The 17,786-nt window shown below is 68.0% G+C and carries 17 protein-coding genes; 8 read left to right on the top strand and 9 right to left on the bottom strand.

From position 1 onward, the window contains the following. The first annotated feature begins 107 nt into the window (after window positions 1-107). Window positions 108-1,934, top strand: a complete 1,827-nt coding sequence (locus ACYVN4_RS12820) for an acyl-CoA dehydrogenase (protein WP_460720647.1) — start codon at window positions 108-110, stop codon at window positions 1,932-1,934. A gap of 110 nt (window positions 1,935-2,044) precedes the next feature. Next, entirely contained in the window at window positions 2,045-2,683 is a 639-nt protein-coding gene (locus ACYVN4_RS12815) for a hypothetical protein (protein WP_379359569.1), read from the top strand. Between the two features lie 48 nt (window positions 2,684-2,731). On the opposite strand, the gene ACYVN4_RS12810 is transcribed toward ACYVN4_RS12815, so the two are convergent. The 3 genes from ACYVN4_RS12810 to ACYVN4_RS12800 are packed head-to-tail and all read right to left on the bottom strand — an operon-like array spanning window position 2,732 to window position 5,182. Next, on the bottom strand, window positions 2,732-3,547 hold the full coding sequence (locus ACYVN4_RS12810; protein WP_460720645.1) for an exodeoxyribonuclease III: 816 nt from the start codon (window positions 3,545-3,547) through the stop codon (window positions 2,732-2,734). A 51-nt stretch (window positions 3,548-3,598) separates the two neighbouring features. Beyond that, window positions 3,599-4,549: an N-acetylglutamate synthase, CG3035 family gene (locus ACYVN4_RS12805; protein WP_460720642.1), complete on the bottom strand. Its 951-nt coding sequence runs from the start codon at window positions 4,547-4,549 to the stop codon at window positions 3,599-3,601. A 9-nt stretch (window positions 4,550-4,558) separates the two neighbouring features. Then, complete coding sequence (locus ACYVN4_RS12800; RefSeq protein WP_379358399.1) at window positions 4,559-5,182, bottom strand: peptide deformylase; 624 nt, start codon at window positions 5,180-5,182, stop codon at window positions 4,559-4,561. Between the two features lie 195 nt (window positions 5,183-5,377). Here ACYVN4_RS12800 and ACYVN4_RS12795 point away from each other — a divergent pair, with 195 nt between their 5' ends. The 5 genes from ACYVN4_RS12795 (at window position 5,378) to ACYVN4_RS12775 (ending at window position 9,852) form a co-directional block, all read left to right on the top strand. Then, window positions 5,378-5,719: a DUF3263 domain-containing protein gene (locus tag ACYVN4_RS12795; RefSeq protein ID WP_460720639.1), complete on the top strand. Its 342-nt coding sequence runs from the start codon at window positions 5,378-5,380 to the stop codon at window positions 5,717-5,719. A 43-nt stretch (window positions 5,720-5,762) separates the two neighbouring features. Beyond that, window positions 5,763-6,353, top strand: coding sequence for a LytR C-terminal domain-containing protein (locus tag ACYVN4_RS12790; RefSeq protein ID WP_460720637.1), 591 nt, complete (start codon window positions 5,763-5,765; stop codon window positions 6,351-6,353). Between the two features lie 128 nt (window positions 6,354-6,481). Continuing rightward, on the top strand, window positions 6,482-7,150 hold the full coding sequence (gene sodC / locus ACYVN4_RS12785; RefSeq protein WP_460720635.1) for a superoxide dismutase[Cu-Zn]: 669 nt from the start codon (window positions 6,482-6,484) through the stop codon (window positions 7,148-7,150). A gap of 18 nt (window positions 7,151-7,168) precedes the next feature. Beyond that, window positions 7,169-8,317, top strand: a complete 1,149-nt coding sequence (locus ACYVN4_RS12780; RefSeq protein ID WP_460720633.1) for a glutamate--cysteine ligase — start codon at window positions 7,169-7,171, stop codon at window positions 8,315-8,317. 227 nt (window positions 8,318-8,544) lie between these two features. Further along, on the top strand, window positions 8,545-9,852 hold the full coding sequence (locus ACYVN4_RS12775; RefSeq protein WP_460722610.1) for a DUF5933 domain-containing protein: 1,308 nt from the start codon (window positions 8,545-8,547) through the stop codon (window positions 9,850-9,852). Between the two features lies 1 nt (window position 9,853). Here the strand turns inward: ACYVN4_RS12775 and ACYVN4_RS12770 are convergent, their stop codons facing one another. The 4 genes from ACYVN4_RS12770 to ACYVN4_RS12755 form a co-directional block, all read right to left on the bottom strand. Beyond that, a complete protein-coding gene (locus ACYVN4_RS12770) occupies window positions 9,854-11,173 on the bottom strand; it encodes a hypothetical protein (RefSeq protein WP_460720631.1) in 1,320 nt (439 codons plus the stop codon). A 122-nt stretch (window positions 11,174-11,295) separates the two neighbouring features. Then, on the bottom strand, window positions 11,296-13,614 hold the full coding sequence (locus tag ACYVN4_RS12765) for an AAA family ATPase (protein ID WP_460720629.1): 2,319 nt from the start codon (window positions 13,612-13,614) through the stop codon (window positions 11,296-11,298). A gap of 32 nt (window positions 13,615-13,646) precedes the next feature. After that, window positions 13,647-14,561, bottom strand: a complete 915-nt coding sequence (gene pssA / locus ACYVN4_RS12760; protein ID WP_460722608.1) for a CDP-diacylglycerol--serine O-phosphatidyltransferase — start codon at window positions 14,559-14,561, stop codon at window positions 13,647-13,649. Continuing rightward, window positions 14,561-15,277: a phosphatidylserine decarboxylase gene (locus tag ACYVN4_RS12755; protein ID WP_460722606.1), complete on the bottom strand. Its 717-nt coding sequence runs from the start codon at window positions 15,275-15,277 to the stop codon at window positions 14,561-14,563. Before ACYVN4_RS12755 ends, pssA begins: the two co-directional genes overlap by 1 nt. A gap of 287 nt (window positions 15,278-15,564) precedes the next feature. Between ACYVN4_RS12755 and ACYVN4_RS12750 the strand changes: the two genes are divergently transcribed. Then, window positions 15,565-16,593, top strand: coding sequence for a beta-ketoacyl-ACP synthase III (locus ACYVN4_RS12750; protein ID WP_460720627.1), 1,029 nt, complete (start codon window positions 15,565-15,567; stop codon window positions 16,591-16,593). Here ACYVN4_RS12750 and ACYVN4_RS12745 read toward each other — a convergent pair whose 3' ends face one another. Next, window positions 16,594-17,295 (bottom strand): SIMPL domain-containing protein, encoded by a 702-nt coding sequence (locus tag ACYVN4_RS12745; protein ID WP_460720625.1) that lies wholly within the window; start codon window positions 17,293-17,295, stop codon window positions 16,594-16,596. A gap of 15 nt (window positions 17,296-17,310) precedes the next feature. Then, window positions 17,311-17,766 carry an SRPBCC family protein gene (locus tag ACYVN4_RS12740; RefSeq protein ID WP_460720623.1) on the bottom strand — a complete coding sequence of 152 codons (456 nt, stop codon included), beginning with the start codon at window positions 17,764-17,766 and terminating at the stop codon, window positions 17,311-17,313. Window positions 17,767-17,786: the final 20 nt, after the last annotated feature.

Below are 17,786 nucleotides of genomic sequence, written 5' to 3'. Positions count from 1 at the left end.
TTAAGAGGCCTGCCTACGCTTGCGTAACCGGACGAGCGTACGGCAACCTCGCCCTTGATCTTCGAGATTCGCTCGAAAAGTCAAGACTCAGCCGAGGAGGCCCTTCCGTGTCCCACTACAAGGCGAACCTACGAGACATCGAGTTCAACTTGTTCGAGGTATTGGGTATCGGGGAACTGCTGGACCAGGGTGCCTACGGCGACCTGGACGGCGACACCGCTCGAGAAATGCTCGCCGAGGCGAAGCGCCTCGCGGAGGGGCCGATCGCGGAATCGTTCGCCGATGCTGACCGCAACCCCGTCGTCTTCCTGCCGGATCAGCACACCATCACCGTGCCGGAATCGCTCAAGAAGACCGTCGCCGCGGTCAACGAGGCGGGCTACTCGGGTCTGGGCATGTCCGAGGAGATGGGCGGGGTGCCCGCGCCCAACGCTCTCATCTGGGGCATCCAGGAAATGATCGTGGCCGCCAACAACTCGGCCTCCTTCTTCAACATGGGTCCGCTCATGCACAAGGTGCTCTTCGACGAGGGCACCGAGGAGCAGCAGAAGTGGGCCGCCTTCGCGTGGGAAAACCGCTGGGGCGGAACCATGGTGCTCACCGAGCCCGACGCCGGTTCCGATGTCGGCATGGGCCGCACCAAGGCCATCCAGCAGGCCGACGGCACCTGGCACATCGAGGGCGTGAAGCGCTTCATCTCCGGCGGCGACGTCGGCGACACCGCCGACAACATCTTCCACCTGGTGCTGGCCCGCCCCGAGGGCGCCGGACCGGGCACCAAGGGCCTGTCGTTGTTCGTGGTGCCGCGCTTCCTGTTCGACACCGAGACCATGGCCATCGGCGCCAAGAACGGCGCGCTGGTCACCGGCGTCGAGCACAAGATGGGCATCAAGTCCTCGCCCACCTGTGAGATCACCTTCGGTGGCGACATCCCGGCCATCGGCTACCTGGTCGGCGACGTGCACAACGGCATCGCGCAGATGTTCAAGGTCATCGAGAACGCGCGGATGATGGTGGGCACCAAGGCCACCGGCGCGCTGTCCACCGGCTACCTGAACGCCCTGGAGTATGCCAAGCAGCGCGTGCAGGGCGCGGACCTGACCCAGATGACCGACAAGGCCGCCCCGCGCGTCACCATCACCCACCACCCGGACGTGCGGCGCTCGCTGGCCACCCAGAAGGGTTACGCCGAGGGTCTGCGCGCGCTCTACATGTACTGCGCCTCGCACCAGAACGCCGATGTGGCGCAGGCCAATTACGGCATCGACGCCGAGCTGGCGGAGAAGGTCAACGACCTGCTGCTGCCGATCGTCAAGGGCTGCGGCTCGGATCGCGCCTACGAGAGCCTGACCGAATCGCTGCAGACCCTGGGCGGTTCCGGCTACCTGCAGGACTACCCGATCGAGCAGTACATCCGCGACTGCAAGATCGACTCGCTGTACGAGGGCACCACCGCCATCCAGGCGCAGGACTTCTTCTTCCGCAAGATCGTTCGTGACAAGGGTGTGGCGCTCGGCCACGTCGCGGGCCTGATCAAGAAGTTCGTCGACGGCGGCCCCGACCAGTTCAAGGTCGAGCGCGGACTGCTCGGCACCGCGCTGGAGGACGTGCAGGGCATCGCGGCCACCCTCACCGGCTACCTGTTCGCCTCGCAGCAGCAGGTCGACGAGCTCTACAAGGTCGGCCTCGGCTCGGTCCGATTCCTGTACGCCGTGGGCGATCTCGTCATCGCGTGGCGGCTGCTGGAGCAGGCCGCCATCGCGCAGGCCGCGCTGGACGCCGGTGCGGACGCGAAGGACCAGAACTTCTACACCGGCAAGGTCGGTGTCGCGTCGTGGTTCGCGAAGAACAAGCTCCCGCTGATCACGGGCGTGCGCACGGTGATCGAGAGCATCGACAACGACATCATGAAGCTGGACGAGGCTGCGTTCTAAGGTCTCTCGGGTGCGTGTCCTACCGGCGAGCCGTGACTCGCCGGTAGGACACGCACACTTCGTTTTGTGACCTGCTGTGTTGTGTCGTGCCCAACGGGTACAACTACGACATGGTCTTCCCGGTAACCTTCGGCTGGATTCAGATTCTGCTGCTGGTGCTAGGCATCGGCGCGATCGCTCTGCTGATCACGGCTGTTCTCAAGGCGCGCAAGGTCGGCTGGCGGGTGCTGGCCGGGCGGGGCGCGGGCGCGGTCGGTCTCGTGCTCGTCGCGGTGGTCATTCTCTGGATCACCACGCTGCTGCAGACGTTCCTCGGACTCACCGGGGAGGTGAAGGCCGCCCACATCGAGGCCAAACCCATTGCGGGACAGGAACACATGATGAATGTGGACCTCACCCTCTACGGTGACAAGGACCACGCCGACGAGCACAAGACCTATCAGGTCGAGGGCGATATGTGGGTGCTACAGGCCAATATCGTGGAACTCGAACCCTGGGTGAATGCGCTCGGCTTCAACTCCGGCTACAAGGTGACCCGCCTCTACGGGCAGCGCCTGGACGGCATCGCCACCAAGCAGAACCAGATCTTCCTCAACGGCAGCGACGCCGACTTCTTCCAGGACATGAAGAATCAGTCCTGGTACACAAAGCCTTTCGTGCGTTCGGCGTACGGCAACGCGGTGATCGCCACGCCGGGCACGTATGACGTGTTCATATCGCGTGATGCCATCAAGACAAGGCCGGTCTGAGGCGTGCGTTGGATCCCGGCCAAAAGCACGCCGGGATGACGGGAGCGGTCAGTCTGCCAGGTCGGCTACGACCGGGGCATGGTCGCTGGCGCCCTTACCTTTTCGCTCCTCGCGGTCCACGTTCGATTCGGTGACGCGGGCCGCCAGGGCGGGGGAGGCGAGGATGTAGTCGATGCGCATGCCCTCGCGGCGGGGGAAGCGCAGCTGGGTGTAGTCCCAGTAGGTGTAGACGCCCGGGCCGGGGTGGAACGGGCGCATCACGTCGCTGAAGCCCGCCTCGCCGAACGCGTCGAAGGCGTCGCGTTCGCGTTCGGACACATGGGTCTTGCCCTCGAAGAATTCCGGCGACCAGACATCCAGGTCGGTCGGGGCGATATTCCAGTCGCCGACCAGCGCGATCTGCGCGTCCGGATCCTCCGAGAGCCACTTGCTGCCCGCATTGCGCAGCGCGGCAAGCCATTCCAGCTTGTAGGTGTAGTGCGGATCGTCCAGCGCGCGGCCGTTGGGCACGTACAGGCTCCACACCCGCACCCCGCCGCAGGTCGCACCGATCGCGCGGGCCTCGACCACCGGCGTGCTCAGCAGCGACTCACCGGCGTCCTTGTCGAATCCGGGCTGATCCGGGAAGCCGATCTCGACATCGTCCAACCCCACGCGGGAGGCGATGGCCACCCCGTTCCACTGGTTCAAGCCGACGTGCGCGACCTCGTACCCCGCGGCCTCGAACGCCTCGAACGGGAACTGCTCGTCCTTGCACTTGGTTTCCTGCATGGCCAGCACGTCGATGTCGGCGCGGTCCAGCCAGGCCAGCACCCGATCCTGCCGGGTGCGAATCGAATTCACGTTCCAGGTAGCGATGCGCACGAGCGGTGAACCTTTCAGCAAGAGGGTCTATCGAAAGCGAAATCGGAAAATCTAGGGCGCGGCGTACCGGTAGCGGTGGTGCTCCACGAAACCCATCTCCCCATACAACGCCTGCGCGGCGTCGTTGTCCTCCATCACCTGCACGTACGCGTGCGTCGCCCCGCGCGTCTGCCCCCAGCGGATCATCTCCGCACACACCAGCGCGCCCAGCCCGTGGCGGCGATGCCCAGCCGCCACCGCCACACAGGTCAGGCCGACCCATTTGCGGCCGTCCGGGGCCGTGGTGAGCGCGGCCCGGCCGATGGCCAGCGGCGACGGCAAACCCAGTGTGGCGAAGGTGACTTCACCGTCGCGCACCGCGGTCAGCACCTCCACCGAGGGGCTGGAACCGACATCGGTGTCACCGCCGCGATGCCGGTGCGTGGACAGCCACGCCCCGTCCGGCTCGGTGGTGAACCGCACCATCGGCGGCCCCTGCGGCAGCTGCACATTCGCGATATCGACGGCCAGCACCAGGGTTTCGCTCCAGTTGCGCCATGCCGCGGGCGCGGTGGCCAGCCGATCCGGCAGTTGCAGCACCAGCGGCAGGCCGTGCGCGGCGTACCACTCGCCGATCTGCCGCAGCGTGTCCTCGTTCATCAACGCCGGTCCGTCCGTACCGCCCAGCGGCACCGCCGAATTCGCGCGATTGGTGTAGCCCTCGCCCGCGCGCAGCAGCCACCCGTCCACCCAGGAGCGCATCAGGCCCGGCCAGCCGTCGGCGGCCGCCGCCTCCAGGGCGCGGATCTCGCTGGTCCGAATGGGCCTGGGCCCGACCGGCTTCCACACCACCACCTGATCCCAGGCGATCGAGACCACCTGGCCGTCGGCGGTGCGCACGGTCAGCGGGTCGGTGGCGATGAGTTCGCCGATCACATCCGTCAGCGGCTGCGGATAACCGGCGGGCAGGCGGTAGCGGATCACCACCCGCTTGCCGAGCGGCGGGAGTTCGGGTTCGGTCACCGGCGTACGTCAGTCGTCGTCTTCGTCGTCATCGTGGCCGAACGGGTCCGGCACGGTGCCCGGCACCCAGCTCAAACCCGGCTTGCCCCAGCCGTTTCGCTTGATGGACTTCTTGGCGGCGCGGGCATTGCGGCCCACCAGCACGTCCACGTAGAGGAAGCCGTCGAGATGGCCGGTCTCGTGCTGCAGCATCCGGGCGAAGAAGCCGTGGCCCTCGATGTCGACCGGCTCGCCCTTCTCATCGGTGCCGGTGACCCGGGCCCAGTCGGCGCGGCCGGTGGGGAACTGCTCGCCGGGCACCGACAGGCAGCCCTCTTCGTCATCGTCGGGATCCGGCATGGTTTCCGGGATCTCGGAGGTGACCAGCACCGGATTGACCACGCAGCCGCGGCGGCGGACCATTTTGCCGCCGGGGACGTCGTCGGGGCAGTCGTAGACGAAGATGCGCGGGGAGAGCTCGTCCTCGTCCTTCAGGATGACCTGATTGGCGGCCAGCCCGACGCCGTTGGCGGCGTCCATGGTCTCGTACATGTCCGCGATCTGCTCGGCCAGCTCCTCCGGGGACTGCGTGACCGGAGTGGTCGCGCGGTGCAGAACCGGGTCGCCGACAATGCGAATCGGGAGAATAGCCATGGTGAGCAGCCTACTGGGCTGCCTTTATGCCGAAGCTGACCCCCCGGGACATGCCGCCGCGAGCACCAACACGCCGAGGCTCGCGTCACAGAACACGCCGAGTGGTACGCGTCGGGAAGTCTGCGCCGCGTGGTTGAATGATCGCTGACGCACAAGCACCATATTCGTCTGGTGACCACTCGGCGAGGGAGCACTATGGACAGCGCAGCGGCACGAGACGTTCCCGCAAGCGAGGACGGAATCACTGCGGCTGGCCCCGACGGCGTCTCCGACGAGGATGGCGCGCACGGTCTTTCCCGCCGCGAACTCGATATTCTCGATTTCGAACGCAAGTGGTGGAAGTACGCCGGGGCCAAGGAAGAAGCCATCCGGGAGCTGTTCGACCTCTCGGCCACCCGCTACTACCAGGTCCTCAATGCCGTCGTCGACCGGCCCGAGGCCCTGGCCGCGGACCCCATGCTGGTCAAGCGCCTGCGCCGGCTGCGCGCCAGCCGCCAGAAGACCAGGGCCGCACGCCGTCTCGGCTTCCAGGTGTGAGTGATCCCGCGCATGTACCCCCGCACCCATTAGGCTCGACGCCGTGAGCAACCCGAATCCGCCGTCCGGCGGTCCGCCGCTGCGGGCCTTGGCGATGGTCCTGATCGCGCTGGCCATCGTGTTCGCGGGGATCGGCGCGATGTCGCTGTCGAGCTCGGACTCCTCCGACGCGAGCGCCACCACCAGCTCGCAGTCCGGCAGCGCCGCACCCAGCACCACTGCGGCACAGCAGAATTCGGCCCAGGTCAGCACGACCGCGCCGGTCGCACCGCCGACGACCACGGCGGCGGCCACGACCACACCCGCGCCGACCACCACCACGGTCGCGCCGACCACCACGGCCGCCGCGGGTGTCGACAAGGCCCTGCCCGTACGGGTTTACAACAACGGCACCGTGGCCGGACTGGCCAAGAAGACCGGGGATCAGCTCGCCGGTGAGGGTTTCAATGTGGCCGAGGTCGGCAACTACCCGAACGGTGTCATCCCGAAAACGACCGTGTACTACGGTAGTTCGCCCAAGGAGCAGGCGTTGGCCCAGGCCATCGCCGCGGAACTGGGCTGCTCGGCCGAGCCCCGGTTCCCCGGAATCGTGGACTCGCCCGCCGGTGTCATCGTCATCGTCACCGGCAACTAGAACTGGGCGACAGAACACCACGATGGCCCCTCCACGGGATGTGCACGTGGCTCTGGCATCATCTTGTCCGGTACGAACTATGTCCACCCTGCTTTCCGATAAACTCGGACTCGTAAAGGAGTTCCCCGATGGCCTCGTCCTCGACTCGTCGCCCGTCTTGGTGGACTGTTGCTCCGGTGCTCGCGGTCGCCGCTCTCGGCCTCACCGCGTGCTCGAACAGCCAGGAATCGAGTGACGTCAAGGGGACGAACCCGGCGGTCTTCACCAGCTCGGCCGCTCCCGCGGGCAGCCCGAGCGGACTCGGCAATGCCGCCGAGCCGAAGGATTCGGTCTCGGCCACCCTCAAGGACTCCAACGGGCAGTCCCTCGGCACCGCCACCTTCACCAGCAAGAACGGCCACCTCGAGGTCATCGTCTCGGCGCACGGTCTCAAGCAGGGCTTCCACGGCCTGCACATCCACTCGGTCGGCAAGTGCGAGGCCAACTCCGCCCCGCCCGCGGGCGGCGCGACCGGCGACTTCCTCTCCGCCGGTGGCCATCTGCAGGTCGGCGAGTCCGGCATGCACCCGTCCAGCGGCGACCTGACCTCGCTCGAGGTGCTCAAGGACGGCACCGCCACCCTGACCACCACCACCGATTCCGTCACGCTGGACGAGATCAAGGGCAAGGCCCTGATCATCCACGCGGGTGCCGACAACTTCGGCAACATTCCCACCCGGTACGCGCCCGCACCGGATGCGGACACCCTCGCGACCGGCGACGCGGGCGCTCGGATCGCCTGCGGCGTCATCGCCTGAAACCTATTGAGGTGAGCCATGGCCGGGGCAGGCACTACGAAGGTCCCCTTCAACTCTTCGCCTCGGCCCACGCTCGGCGTGGAATGGGAGGTCGCGCTCGTCGACAAGCGCACGCGCGACCTGTCCAACACGGCCGCAGCCGTTTTCGAGGCGTGCGGTGATCTGCGCGGCTGGGACGGCACCCCGCAGATCACCAAGGAACTGCTGCGCAACACCGTCGAACTGGTGTCCAGCAAGCACGACACCGTCAGCGAAGTGGTCGACGAACTGCGCGCCACCCAGGATGTGGTCCGGCGCGAAGCCGACAAGATGGGCGTCGACCTGTTCTGCGCGGGCACCCATCCCTTCGCCCAGTGGTCCGCCCAACAGCTCACCCGCAGTGCGCATTACGACGAGCTGATCGAGCGCACCCAGTGGTGGGGCCGCCAGATGCTGATCTGGGGCGTGCACGTGCACGTCGGAATCTCGCACCCGGAGAAGGTCTTCCCGATCCTCAACGCGATGCTGCAGTCCTATCCGCACCTGCTGGCGCTGTCCGCCTCCTCGCCCATGTGGGCGGGCGTGGACACCGGCTACGCCAGCAATCGCGCGCTCATGTTCCAGCAACTGCCCACCGCCGGACTGCCCTTCCAGTTCGAAAACTGGGGCCAGTTCGAGGGATTCGTGCACGACCAGATGAAAACCGGTGTGTTCGAACAGGTCGGCGGGATGCACTGGGACATCCGGCCCGCGCCCAAGTGGGGCACCATCGAGGTCCGCATCTGCGACGGCACCCCGACCAAGTCGGAACTCGCCGCCATCGTGGCGCTGATCCACTGCCTCATCGTCGATCTGGATCGGCGAGTGGAATCCGGCGAGCCGCTGCCCGACATCCTGCCGCCCTGGCATGTGCAGGAAAACAAGTGGCGCGCAGCGCGATACGGCCTGGACGCCATCATCATCACCGACGCGGCCAGCAACGAACGGCTCGTCACCGACGACCTGATGGACCTGCTCAACCGGCTGGAACCGACCGCCAAGAGCCTCGGCTGCGAGAACGAACTGGCGTTGGTCGCCGACATCCCCAAGCGGGGCGCGTCCTATCAGCGCCAGCGCCGGGTGGCCGCCGCCGCGCAGGGCGATCTGGTCGCGGTCGTGGACTCGCTGGTGCGCGAACTCGAGCACTGAGACTCGAACCCAAAACCGTCTTGCACGGTTGTGATTTCGGTTACGCCGCACTGCGGACGCTGTACGCGTGGCCAGCGACGATAAAGCCCTGACCGGGGGCTGTTCATCGGGTGTCCCAGGCCACGTTCAACTGGGCATGGGGGTGGCGTTCATGCGGCGTTTACTATGGCTGGATGTTGCTCGACGACCCGCGCTCCCGTCACGGTGGTGCTCCGCGCCGCCAGGGAATGTGGACACCGTCGCCGCGCACCCGCCTCACCCTCGTGCTGGCCGCCGGTGCGCTCCTGCTCATCGCACTCCAGATCGTCGCCACCCGGCACCATTTCGTCGGACCCGTCGAGAGCATCTGGGACGACTTTGCCGGTAATGCCAAATCCTTCACCGTGCCCTGGGCCGGACTCGGCCTGGCCCTGATCGGGCTGTCCTGGCGGCGGCGCGGCATCGCGGTCGGCGCGGCGCTCGCCATCGACCTTGTCTACCAAGGGATTCGGACCCTCAACGGCGGCCCGCTGGCCATGGGCAACGGCCCGGTGCTGGTGCTGATCGCGATTCTGGCGCTGGCACTGTGGAAATGGCAGGGCACCGAGCGGGCCAACGCGCTGCACGCCGGGGCCCTCGGCATCCTGCTGGTGCTCTCCAGCAAGGTCGCCGACGTCTGGCTGGGCATCACGGTGCTGGCCGGGCCCCGGGTCCTCGACGAGCACATCGTGCTGGTCGACCACGCCCTCGGTGACCCGTCCTGGATGATGGGGCAACTGCTCGCCTGGCTGAGCCCGGTCGCCTCGTCGGTACTGCACTGGGTCTACATCGAACTGCCGCTGGGCGCGATGATCGTCACCGTCTGGCAGTTGCGCAATGTGGTGAAGACCGGCGTCTGGCCCCGGCACTACCTGGTGCGCACCTTCCTGGTGCTCGGGTTGATCGGGCCCATCTTCTACGTCATCTTCCCGGTCGTCGGGCCGATGTTCGCCTTCGGCGCGGACGGGCACGCCTTCTCCCTGGGGCAGTACTGGCCCAATGTGATTCCACCGGTTGATCTCTCGCCGGGGTCGATCGCGTTCGACCACTACACCCCGCGCAACTGCATGCCGTCGCTGCACACCGCCTGGGCGCTGTCGATCTTCATCCACTCCCGCCGCGACCCGAGCACCGGCGCGCCCGCACCGGCCTGGCTGCGTTGGGGCGGCGCGTTCTGGCTCATCGCCACGCTGTCGGCCACCCTCGGATTCGGCTACCACTACGGTGCGGACCTGGTCGCGGGCGCGGTGCTGTGCCTGACCATCGAATCCGCCCTGCGCGCACCGGAACGCGGCTGGGACGCCACCCGCATCCGCCTCGTCGGCAGCGGGGCCGCGCTCTTCGCCGGACTGCTGCTGTCCTACCGCTACCTCTCGGCCGGTTTCGCCGAGCATCCGGCCCCGGCCGGTGCCCTGGTGCTCGGTCTGCTCGCCGCCTTCGTGACGGCCTTCTACCGGACCTGGTTCGCGCAACCGGCCGTCCCGGCCGAACGGCTCGAACACGCCGTGCGCGCCTGAATCAGTCGGCGGTCTCCGGCTCGGCGGCGATCGGCGCGGCCGGCAGTGCGCGATTGCGGCGCAACAGCATCAGCCCGGCCAGACAGCCACCGGCCACCAGCATCGAGGTCCACGCGGGCGTCGAGGTGCTGCCCGAGGACACCGTGCACATCAGCGGGTGATCGCGCGACTGCACCGCGTAGTCGCCACGCGCCACATAGTCGCGCATGCCCAGCACCGCCGACGGCACGAAGATCACCGCGGTGCCCAGCACCCGGCTCGGCACATAGCGCGGCCGGGCCGAGGTGAGCCCGAAACCGATGAGCCACGACACCGCCGCCGCCCCGCCGACGATCAGCACCGCCCAATCGGTGTCCGCGGTCAATGCTGTCGTCAGGCCCACCGCGATCGCCGCCACCAGGCAGGCCGTCAGTCCGGGGTGCCTGCTGCCCGTCCACATGCCGAACGCGGTCACGGCCACCAGCAAGGGAATCGACCACGCGGGCAGTTGCGCCGCGATGGTCGCGCTGCCCACCGCGCTGAGTCCCACGGCCACCAGCACGATCTCGCCGTCGCGGCCCGGCAGCAGCATGGCCGCGATCAGCGCGGTGCCCACCGCCGTCACCACCGCCAGGCCGATGCCCGCCAGACTGTCCCCGTGCCGGGCCAGCCACTCCGCGCTGGCCAGCGTCACCAGCACCAGCACCACGCCCGCCAGGATCGGGGCCAGCGGCAGTTCGATCGACAGTCGTTGCGCGACCGGGCGATTGCGATTGGTCAGGAAGCCGTAGGCGGTCAGCACCAGCGCCAGCACGATCATCCAGATGGGCGGCATATCGGTGGCGTGCCAGTGCTCGGCGGGCGCCTCGTCGAGGCTGCCGCCGACCCGCGGCACCGGATTCACCGAACCCAGCAGCAGGCTGATCAGGATGCCCAGCGTCCACGCGAAGGCCGAGAGCCGATGATGCAGCACCGCCGCGCCCATCGCCCCCAGCACCAGCCCGCCCGCCAGCGAGTCGATGAAATTCATGGTGGACAGCGAGGAGTGCGGGTCGGTGGCGTGCCCGAGCACGTGATTGCACAGCAGCGCCAGCAGCCCGCCCAGGGTGGTGCCCCAGGCGACCTTGGGACTGCCGAGGGTGGTGATGAGCACCGCGACGATCATGGCCACCAGCACGCCCGCCGCAATGGCGCGGGGCAGGCTGTAGGACAGCAGATCCAGTTGCAGCGCGGAAGTCTGTGAGGTCCAGCCGAAGTCGATGGGCAGCGCCAGAGCGAGCCCAGCAACCGTTGCGGCGACGAGCGCGGTGATCGTCTCCGCGGCGACCTGATACGACCTCACCTGCGCAAAGTTACCGTCGATACCCGGACCGGTCGGTTCGACTCGCCTATTTTGCGAATATTCCGCTAACTCCGAGAAATCGGACCAGATGCAGACCTATTGGTCTGTTTTGCAACCGGCCATCAGACGTAACCGGAGGGGTCACCCGCCTGCCCGGCCGACTCCCGCAACTCCGCGTACCGCCGCAGCGACTCCACCTGCATCGGATCCAGCGACGGCCGCACCACCTGCTGCGCGGCCCGGATATCCTCGGCCCGCACCTCCCCGGCATCGATATCGCGGCGCATGGCGGCCAGCGCCGCCTCCCGCAGCAGGGCCGTACAGTCCGCCGACGAATAGCCCTCGAGCTCGTCGGCCAGCCGCATCAGCTTGCTGTCCGTCGTCAGGGAGGTGAACCGCGCGGTGGTGCGCCGCACCAGATTGCGCAGAATATCCGCGCGCGCCTTGGCATCCGGCGGCGGCACGAAAACCATCCGCTCCAGCCGTCCGGGGCGCAGCACCGCCGGATCGATCAACTCGGGCCGGTTCGTCGCGCCGACCACCACCACATCGCGCAGCGGCTCCGCCCCGTCGAGCTCGGTCAGCAAGGCCGCCACCACCCGATCCGTCACCCCCGCGTCGCTGGACTGCCCACGCCGCGGCGCGAGCGCGTCCACCTCGTCCAGGAAGATCAGCGACGGCGCGGAATCCCGCGCCCGCTGGAACAATTCGCGCACCGCGCGCTCGGAGGAACCCACCCACTTGTCCAGCAGCTCCGCACCCTTCACCGCGTGCACGCTCAACTGACCGGTACCGGCCAGCGCCCGCACCAGGAAGGTCTTGCCGCAGCCCGGCGGACCGTACAACAGCACGCCCCGCGGCGGCTCGATCCCCAGGCGCGCGAACGAATCCGGATGCTGCAGCGGCCACAACACCGCCTCGGTGAGGGCCTGCTTGGTCTCGCCCATGCCGCCGACATCGTCAAGACTCGTGTTGCCAATAGCCAACTCCGCGGAGCCCGACCTCGATAAAGGGCGGATCACCTCCAGCGCGCCGGTCAGATCCTCCTGCCGGAACACCGGATCCACCTCCACCCCGGTGTCCGCATGCTCGCGGCTGGCCCGCGCCGCCGCCCGCAATGCCGCCTCCCGCACCAGGGCAGCCAGATCCGACACCACGAATCCGGGTGTGCGCGCGGCGATCTCGTCCAGCTTCAACCCGTCGGCCGGGGCATCGCGCAACAACCGCTCCAGCAGCGCGGCCCGCACCGCGCCGTTCGGCAGCGGCAGCGACACCTCCCGGTCGAACAACTCCGGCGCCCGCAATCGGGGATCGATGCCCACCGCATTGGACGTGGTCGCCAGCACCGCGACCGCCGGACGCGCCACGGCACAGCGCAATTGGTCCAGGATCAGCGCGGCCACCGGTTCCGCCAGCTCGGGCAGCAGGGCGTCGATATCGGTGATCAGCAGGATTCCGCCAGCGCCGGAACAGATCTCGGTCACCCGGTGGGACACCTCGAGCAGACGGCCGCCGCTCTCCAGCGAGCCGACCGCGGGGCCGTCGAGCTCCACCACCCGGTGTTTCCCGGCCACTGCCCGCGCCAGCGTCGCCTTGCCGACGCCGGCGGGGCCGGTGATCAACGCACCCAGATGCGGTGACGCGCCAAGGGTTTTCAGCAGGTTCGGCTCATCGAGCGAGAGCTTGAGCCACTCCGTCAGCTTGGCGGCCTGCGCCTGCACCCCGGCGAGATCCGCCACCGTCGGTGCGGGCTTGGCAGGTTCCGGCGTGCTCGAGGCGGACGCGCCGCCGGTGGTCGAGGTGGAGCCGAGACGCTCGGCCACGATGCCCGGCGACAGCATGGGCACGTCGTCTATCAGCCCGTGGGGTGTGTCGGTGACGCCGCCGGGCAGGCCCAGGGTGACCGAGGTGCTGGGCCGGATCGTCACCGGGCCGGGATGCGGATCGGTGGCCGTGACCCGCAGCACCTCCGAGGTCCACGCGATTCGCAAGCCGGTCAGGGCCTTTCGCGCGGCCGCCGGGTTGTCGCCCGGCAGCAGGTCGCGCGGCAACAGGGTCACGCTGTCTCCGACGGTCACCACCTTGCCCAGCAGGGCCTGCCGCAGCGTCGCCGCGGGAATGGTCCCGGCCAGCGCCGAACCGGAGACGGTCACCTGCCGGGCATCGGACTCGAACGCCGGGAGGATGGTCACCCCCTCGTCCTCGCGGACCTTCGCATTGCTCAACGTCACCTCGTCGAGCAGCGCGAACTTCGGGCCCAGATGCTGCGACGGTTTGAACTCCCCGACCACCGCGGTCGTGCGCCGACCACCGATCAGGGTGATGCCCGCGCCGGGCGTGAGGCCCAGCGCCATCAGGACTTCCGGGTGCAAACGCACCAATCCCCAGCGGGCGTCCCCACCGGCGGAATTCCGGCGAGCGGTCAGCTTGATTTCCGGCACCCGTCAATTCTGCCTGTGCCGACCGCCCGACTTCAGCGGTTGGCGCGGTTGGGCACCCGATCGCGCGGGCCCGGACGGCGCAAGCGCAGGCGGGCGGTGGAAACCCGCGGCACCCGCCCGGCCAGCGGGCGCTGCCGACGCTGCGCGCGGCGTTGGGCGCGACGCTCGGCGGGCTTGTGATTCCAGGTCTCCGGGCGCGCGGCCACCCAGCGGGCCGAGTGCACCGCGAACGGGATGTGGCACAGGTACAAAGCGACCAGCGCCATCATCAGAATCAGCGGGTAGGTGACCAGCAGGGCAGCGGCCAAGCCGACCAGCACCAGCAGGATCGGCGCGGTGCGCGGGGCCACCGACACCGACTTGATGGCCAGCGTCGGCAGCGTGCTCACGCACAGCAGACCGGTCAGCACCGTCCACACGGCGACCATCGGGAAGCTCACCCACCAGCCGTCGTGGAACTGCTCCGACAGCGCAATGGGTAGCAGCGCGATGAGCGCGCCCGCGGGTGCGGGCACCCCGGTGAAGTACTCGCGCTGCCAGTCCGGCCGGTTGTCGTCGTCCATCAGCGTGTTGAAGCGGGCCAGCCGCAACACCATGCAGACCGCGAACATCAGCGCGATGATCCAGCCGATGCTGTCGGCGTGCAGGAAGCTCACGTACAGCACCAGCGCGGGCGTGACACCGAACGCGATGGCGTCCGACAGCGAATCCAGTTCCGCGCCCATCTTGCTGGTGGCGTCCAGCATGCGGGCGATGCGACCGTCCAGCATGTCGAAGACCGCGGCCGCGCCGACCAGAGCCAGCGCGATGCTGAGCTTGCCCTCCATCGCGAACTTCACCGCGGACAGGCCCGAGCACAGCCCGAGAATGGTCACCATGCTGGGCAGCAGCATGATGGTGCGATTGCGGCGGCGCTGGCCGTTGGGCACGGGCGCGAGTTGCTCCATCATGAATCCAGTTCGGCCAGCACCGTTTCCGCGCCGATGGTCCGCTGTCCCGGCGTCACCAGAAGAGAGGTACCGGCGGGGAAATAGGTGTCCACGCGCGAACCGAATCGAATCAGGCCGTAGGTGTCGCCGATGCCGATCTTGTCCCCGGCCTTGGCCTCGCAAATGATGCGGCGCGCCAGCAGCCCGGCGATCTGCACGACCACCACGCGCTGCCCCGACGCGGTCTCGATGACCATGCTGTTGCGCTCGTTGCGGTCGCTGGCCTCGGGCAGGTCGGCGGAGAGGAACTGGCCCTTCTGGTAGGCGATCTGCTCCACCAGGCCGCTCACCGGCACCCGCTGCACGTGCACGTCCAGCACGGAAAGGAAGATGCTGACGCGCGGCAGCGGCGCGTCGCCGAGACCGAGTTCGGCCGGCGGCACCGCCATATCGACGAGGGCGACCTCACCGTCGGCGGGAGCGACGACCACACCCGGCCGGTTCGGCGGCACCCGGTGCGGGTGGCGGAAGAAGGTGGCGCAGGCCGCGGCCGCCAGCAATCCCGTGCGGCGCAACCACTTTCGCCGGTAACCCAGGGTGGCCACCGCGAGCGGCGCGGCCACGAAGGGCAGACCCGCCGGATGCAGGGGCGGAACCGCTTTGCGGATCAGATCGGCGACGTGACCGAGGCCGGTCTGTTCCGGAGTGCCGGGCGGGGTGGGTCGGCGGGCCACAAGCTCCTCTTTCATGCGCGGATAGGTGCGGTCTTTGACCGCGATCACAGCGTACGGGAAGGGAGTTCAACGCTCGCGTTCTCGGTTCCTGAACGGCCGCTGTCCTGGGCTTGAAAGGTTGGTGACCTACCTCGCAATACCCCGCCATTGTGCGCATACGCACACCCCCGGGGCGCTAGGCCGATTAAGCTGAGGGAGCCTCATGTCTGCGGTGACATCAGTGTTCCGTGGGGGGTGGGGAACCCGATGAAGGTCACGTTCGACGCGCAGTACATAGGAGAGAACCAATGGCTGCTCGAATTGCCTCGATCAGCGGGGCAGAGCACACGGCAATGCTCGGGCTCGGCGTGTACCGCCCCCAGCGAGTCGTCACCAACGATGAGGTCGCGGGACCCATCGATTCCAGCGACGAATGGATTCGGACCCGGTCCGGAATCCGCACCCGCCGCTTCGCCTCCCCCGAGGAGACGATCATCAGCATGAGCGCGGCGGCCGCGCGCGACGCCATCGAGGCCGCGGAGATCGATCCGGAGTCGATCGATTGCGTCATCGTCGCCACCTCCACCTGGCTCCTGCTCACGCCCGCCGCGGCCCCGCAGATCGCCACCGAACTCGGCCTGAAAAACGTTGCGGCCTTCGATGTCTCGGCCGGTTGCGCGGGCTTCTGCCACGCGGTGGCACTGGCCTCGGACCTGGTCAAGGGCGGCACCGCCCGCAATGCCCTGGTCATCGGCGTGGAACGGCTGACCGACACGATCAACCCGACCGATCGCAGCACCGCATTTCTGTTCGCCGATGGCGCGGGCGCGGTGGTGATCGGCCCCTCCGACGAACCGGGCATCGGCCCGACGGTCTGGGGTTCGGACGGCACCCAGCACCACGCCATCCGTCAGGACAAGGACTGGATGGAGTTCTTCGCCGAGATCGACGAGAAGGGTCTGGACGCCGTCCGGCCTTATCTCGCCATGGAGGGCACGGCCGTCTTCCGCTGGGCCGCACACTCTTTGGAGAAGGTCTGCCGCGACGCCATCGAACGCGCGGGACTGACCACGGACGACCTGGACGCGATGGTCCCGCACCAGGCCAACGGCCGCATCATCGAAATCATGGCCCGGGTGCTGAAACTCCCCGAGAGTTGCGCCCTGGCCAATGACATCGAGGAGACCGGCAACACCTCCGCCGCCTCGATCCCACTGGCCATGGAGGCCATGATGCGCAACGGCGACGCCAAACCTGGCGGCACCGCCCTGCTCATCGCCTTCGGCGCGGGTCTGTCCTACGCCGCGCAGGTCGTTCAACTCCCGAACTGGAAGTAACTAACCCATATCCCAGACGGCGGTCACCTCGAAGGTGACCGTCTGCTGGCCCGGCTCGAGGCTGATGTTCGGTGCGGCCCCGGGGACGGCCTGTCGGTACATGGGCGTGGGGGTAGGCGTTACGCCACTGCCGTTTTCGCTGATCGTCTTGACCGACTTCAGCTTCAGCCCCGACAGGTCCGCGTACTGCTGGGCGCGGCTCTTGGCGTCGTCGAAGGCGCGGGCGCGGGCATCGGAAAGCAGTTTGGTGTTGTCCTCCAAGCCGAATGCCACCGAGCTGATCCGGGTGTCATTGCCGCCTGCCTGCACCGCCGCCGCGAGCACCGCCGATGCCTTGGGCAGATCCCGCACCGCCACATGCAGGGAGTTGGTGGCCTTGTAGCCGGTGATGTTGTGCCCGTCCGGCCCATAGGTGGGCTGGACGGACAGGTCACTGGTTTTCACGTCCTCGCGCTTGGCGCCCGCGGTCACCATGGCGTCGGTGATCGCCTTGGCCTGAGTGTTGGCCTGGTCCACCGCCGCGGACACATCGGCCGCGTTCACCTCGGTGCCCAGATCGGCGTTGAGCACATCCGGGGTGCCCTGCACCTTCCCGGTCCCGGTGACGGTGACCGTGCGGTCGCCGGAACTCGAACTGCCGCAGCCGCTCAGCAGCAGCGCGACACCGGCGGCCGCGGCGCAGATCGCTGTAAGTCGTCGCATAGGCCGAACCTACGCTCAGCGCTCCACGGTTTGCTTGATCTTGCCGAGGGTTTCGTTCATCCCGGCAACGAGTGCGCCCTCGAAGGGCTGCTCGCCGCCGAAGACGGTGTCGATGGCCTTCTGCAGCCAGCCGGGCAGTTTGCCGTTGGGGACGTCGCGGCGCTGGACCAGCCGGGTGCCCTCCGCCGTGGGCTCGAGCGTGTAGCTCCAGACCGTCCGGTTCTCGGTCATGCGGAATGCGATCGCCTTGTTCGGTTCGAATCGCACGACCCGGGACGTGGTCGGGTAGACGTAACCCGACGCCTTGTTGAGATTCACCGTCCAGGTTCCGGTGTGCACGGTTCGTCCCAACGGCTGCATGCGCAAGGTCTGCGGACTGAATTCGCGAATGCGCTTCAGATCGGAGACGACACTCCAGACCTGCTCCGGCGCTGCCGCGATATCGATGGTGGCTTCGAGATTGTTCGGCAACATTGCCTCCGGGGACGTAA

Source organism: Nocardia heshunensis (assembly GCF_054782115.1).
Note: the sequence above shows the minus strand (reverse complement) of the source record. Positions and strands in the feature narration are given on the sequence as shown.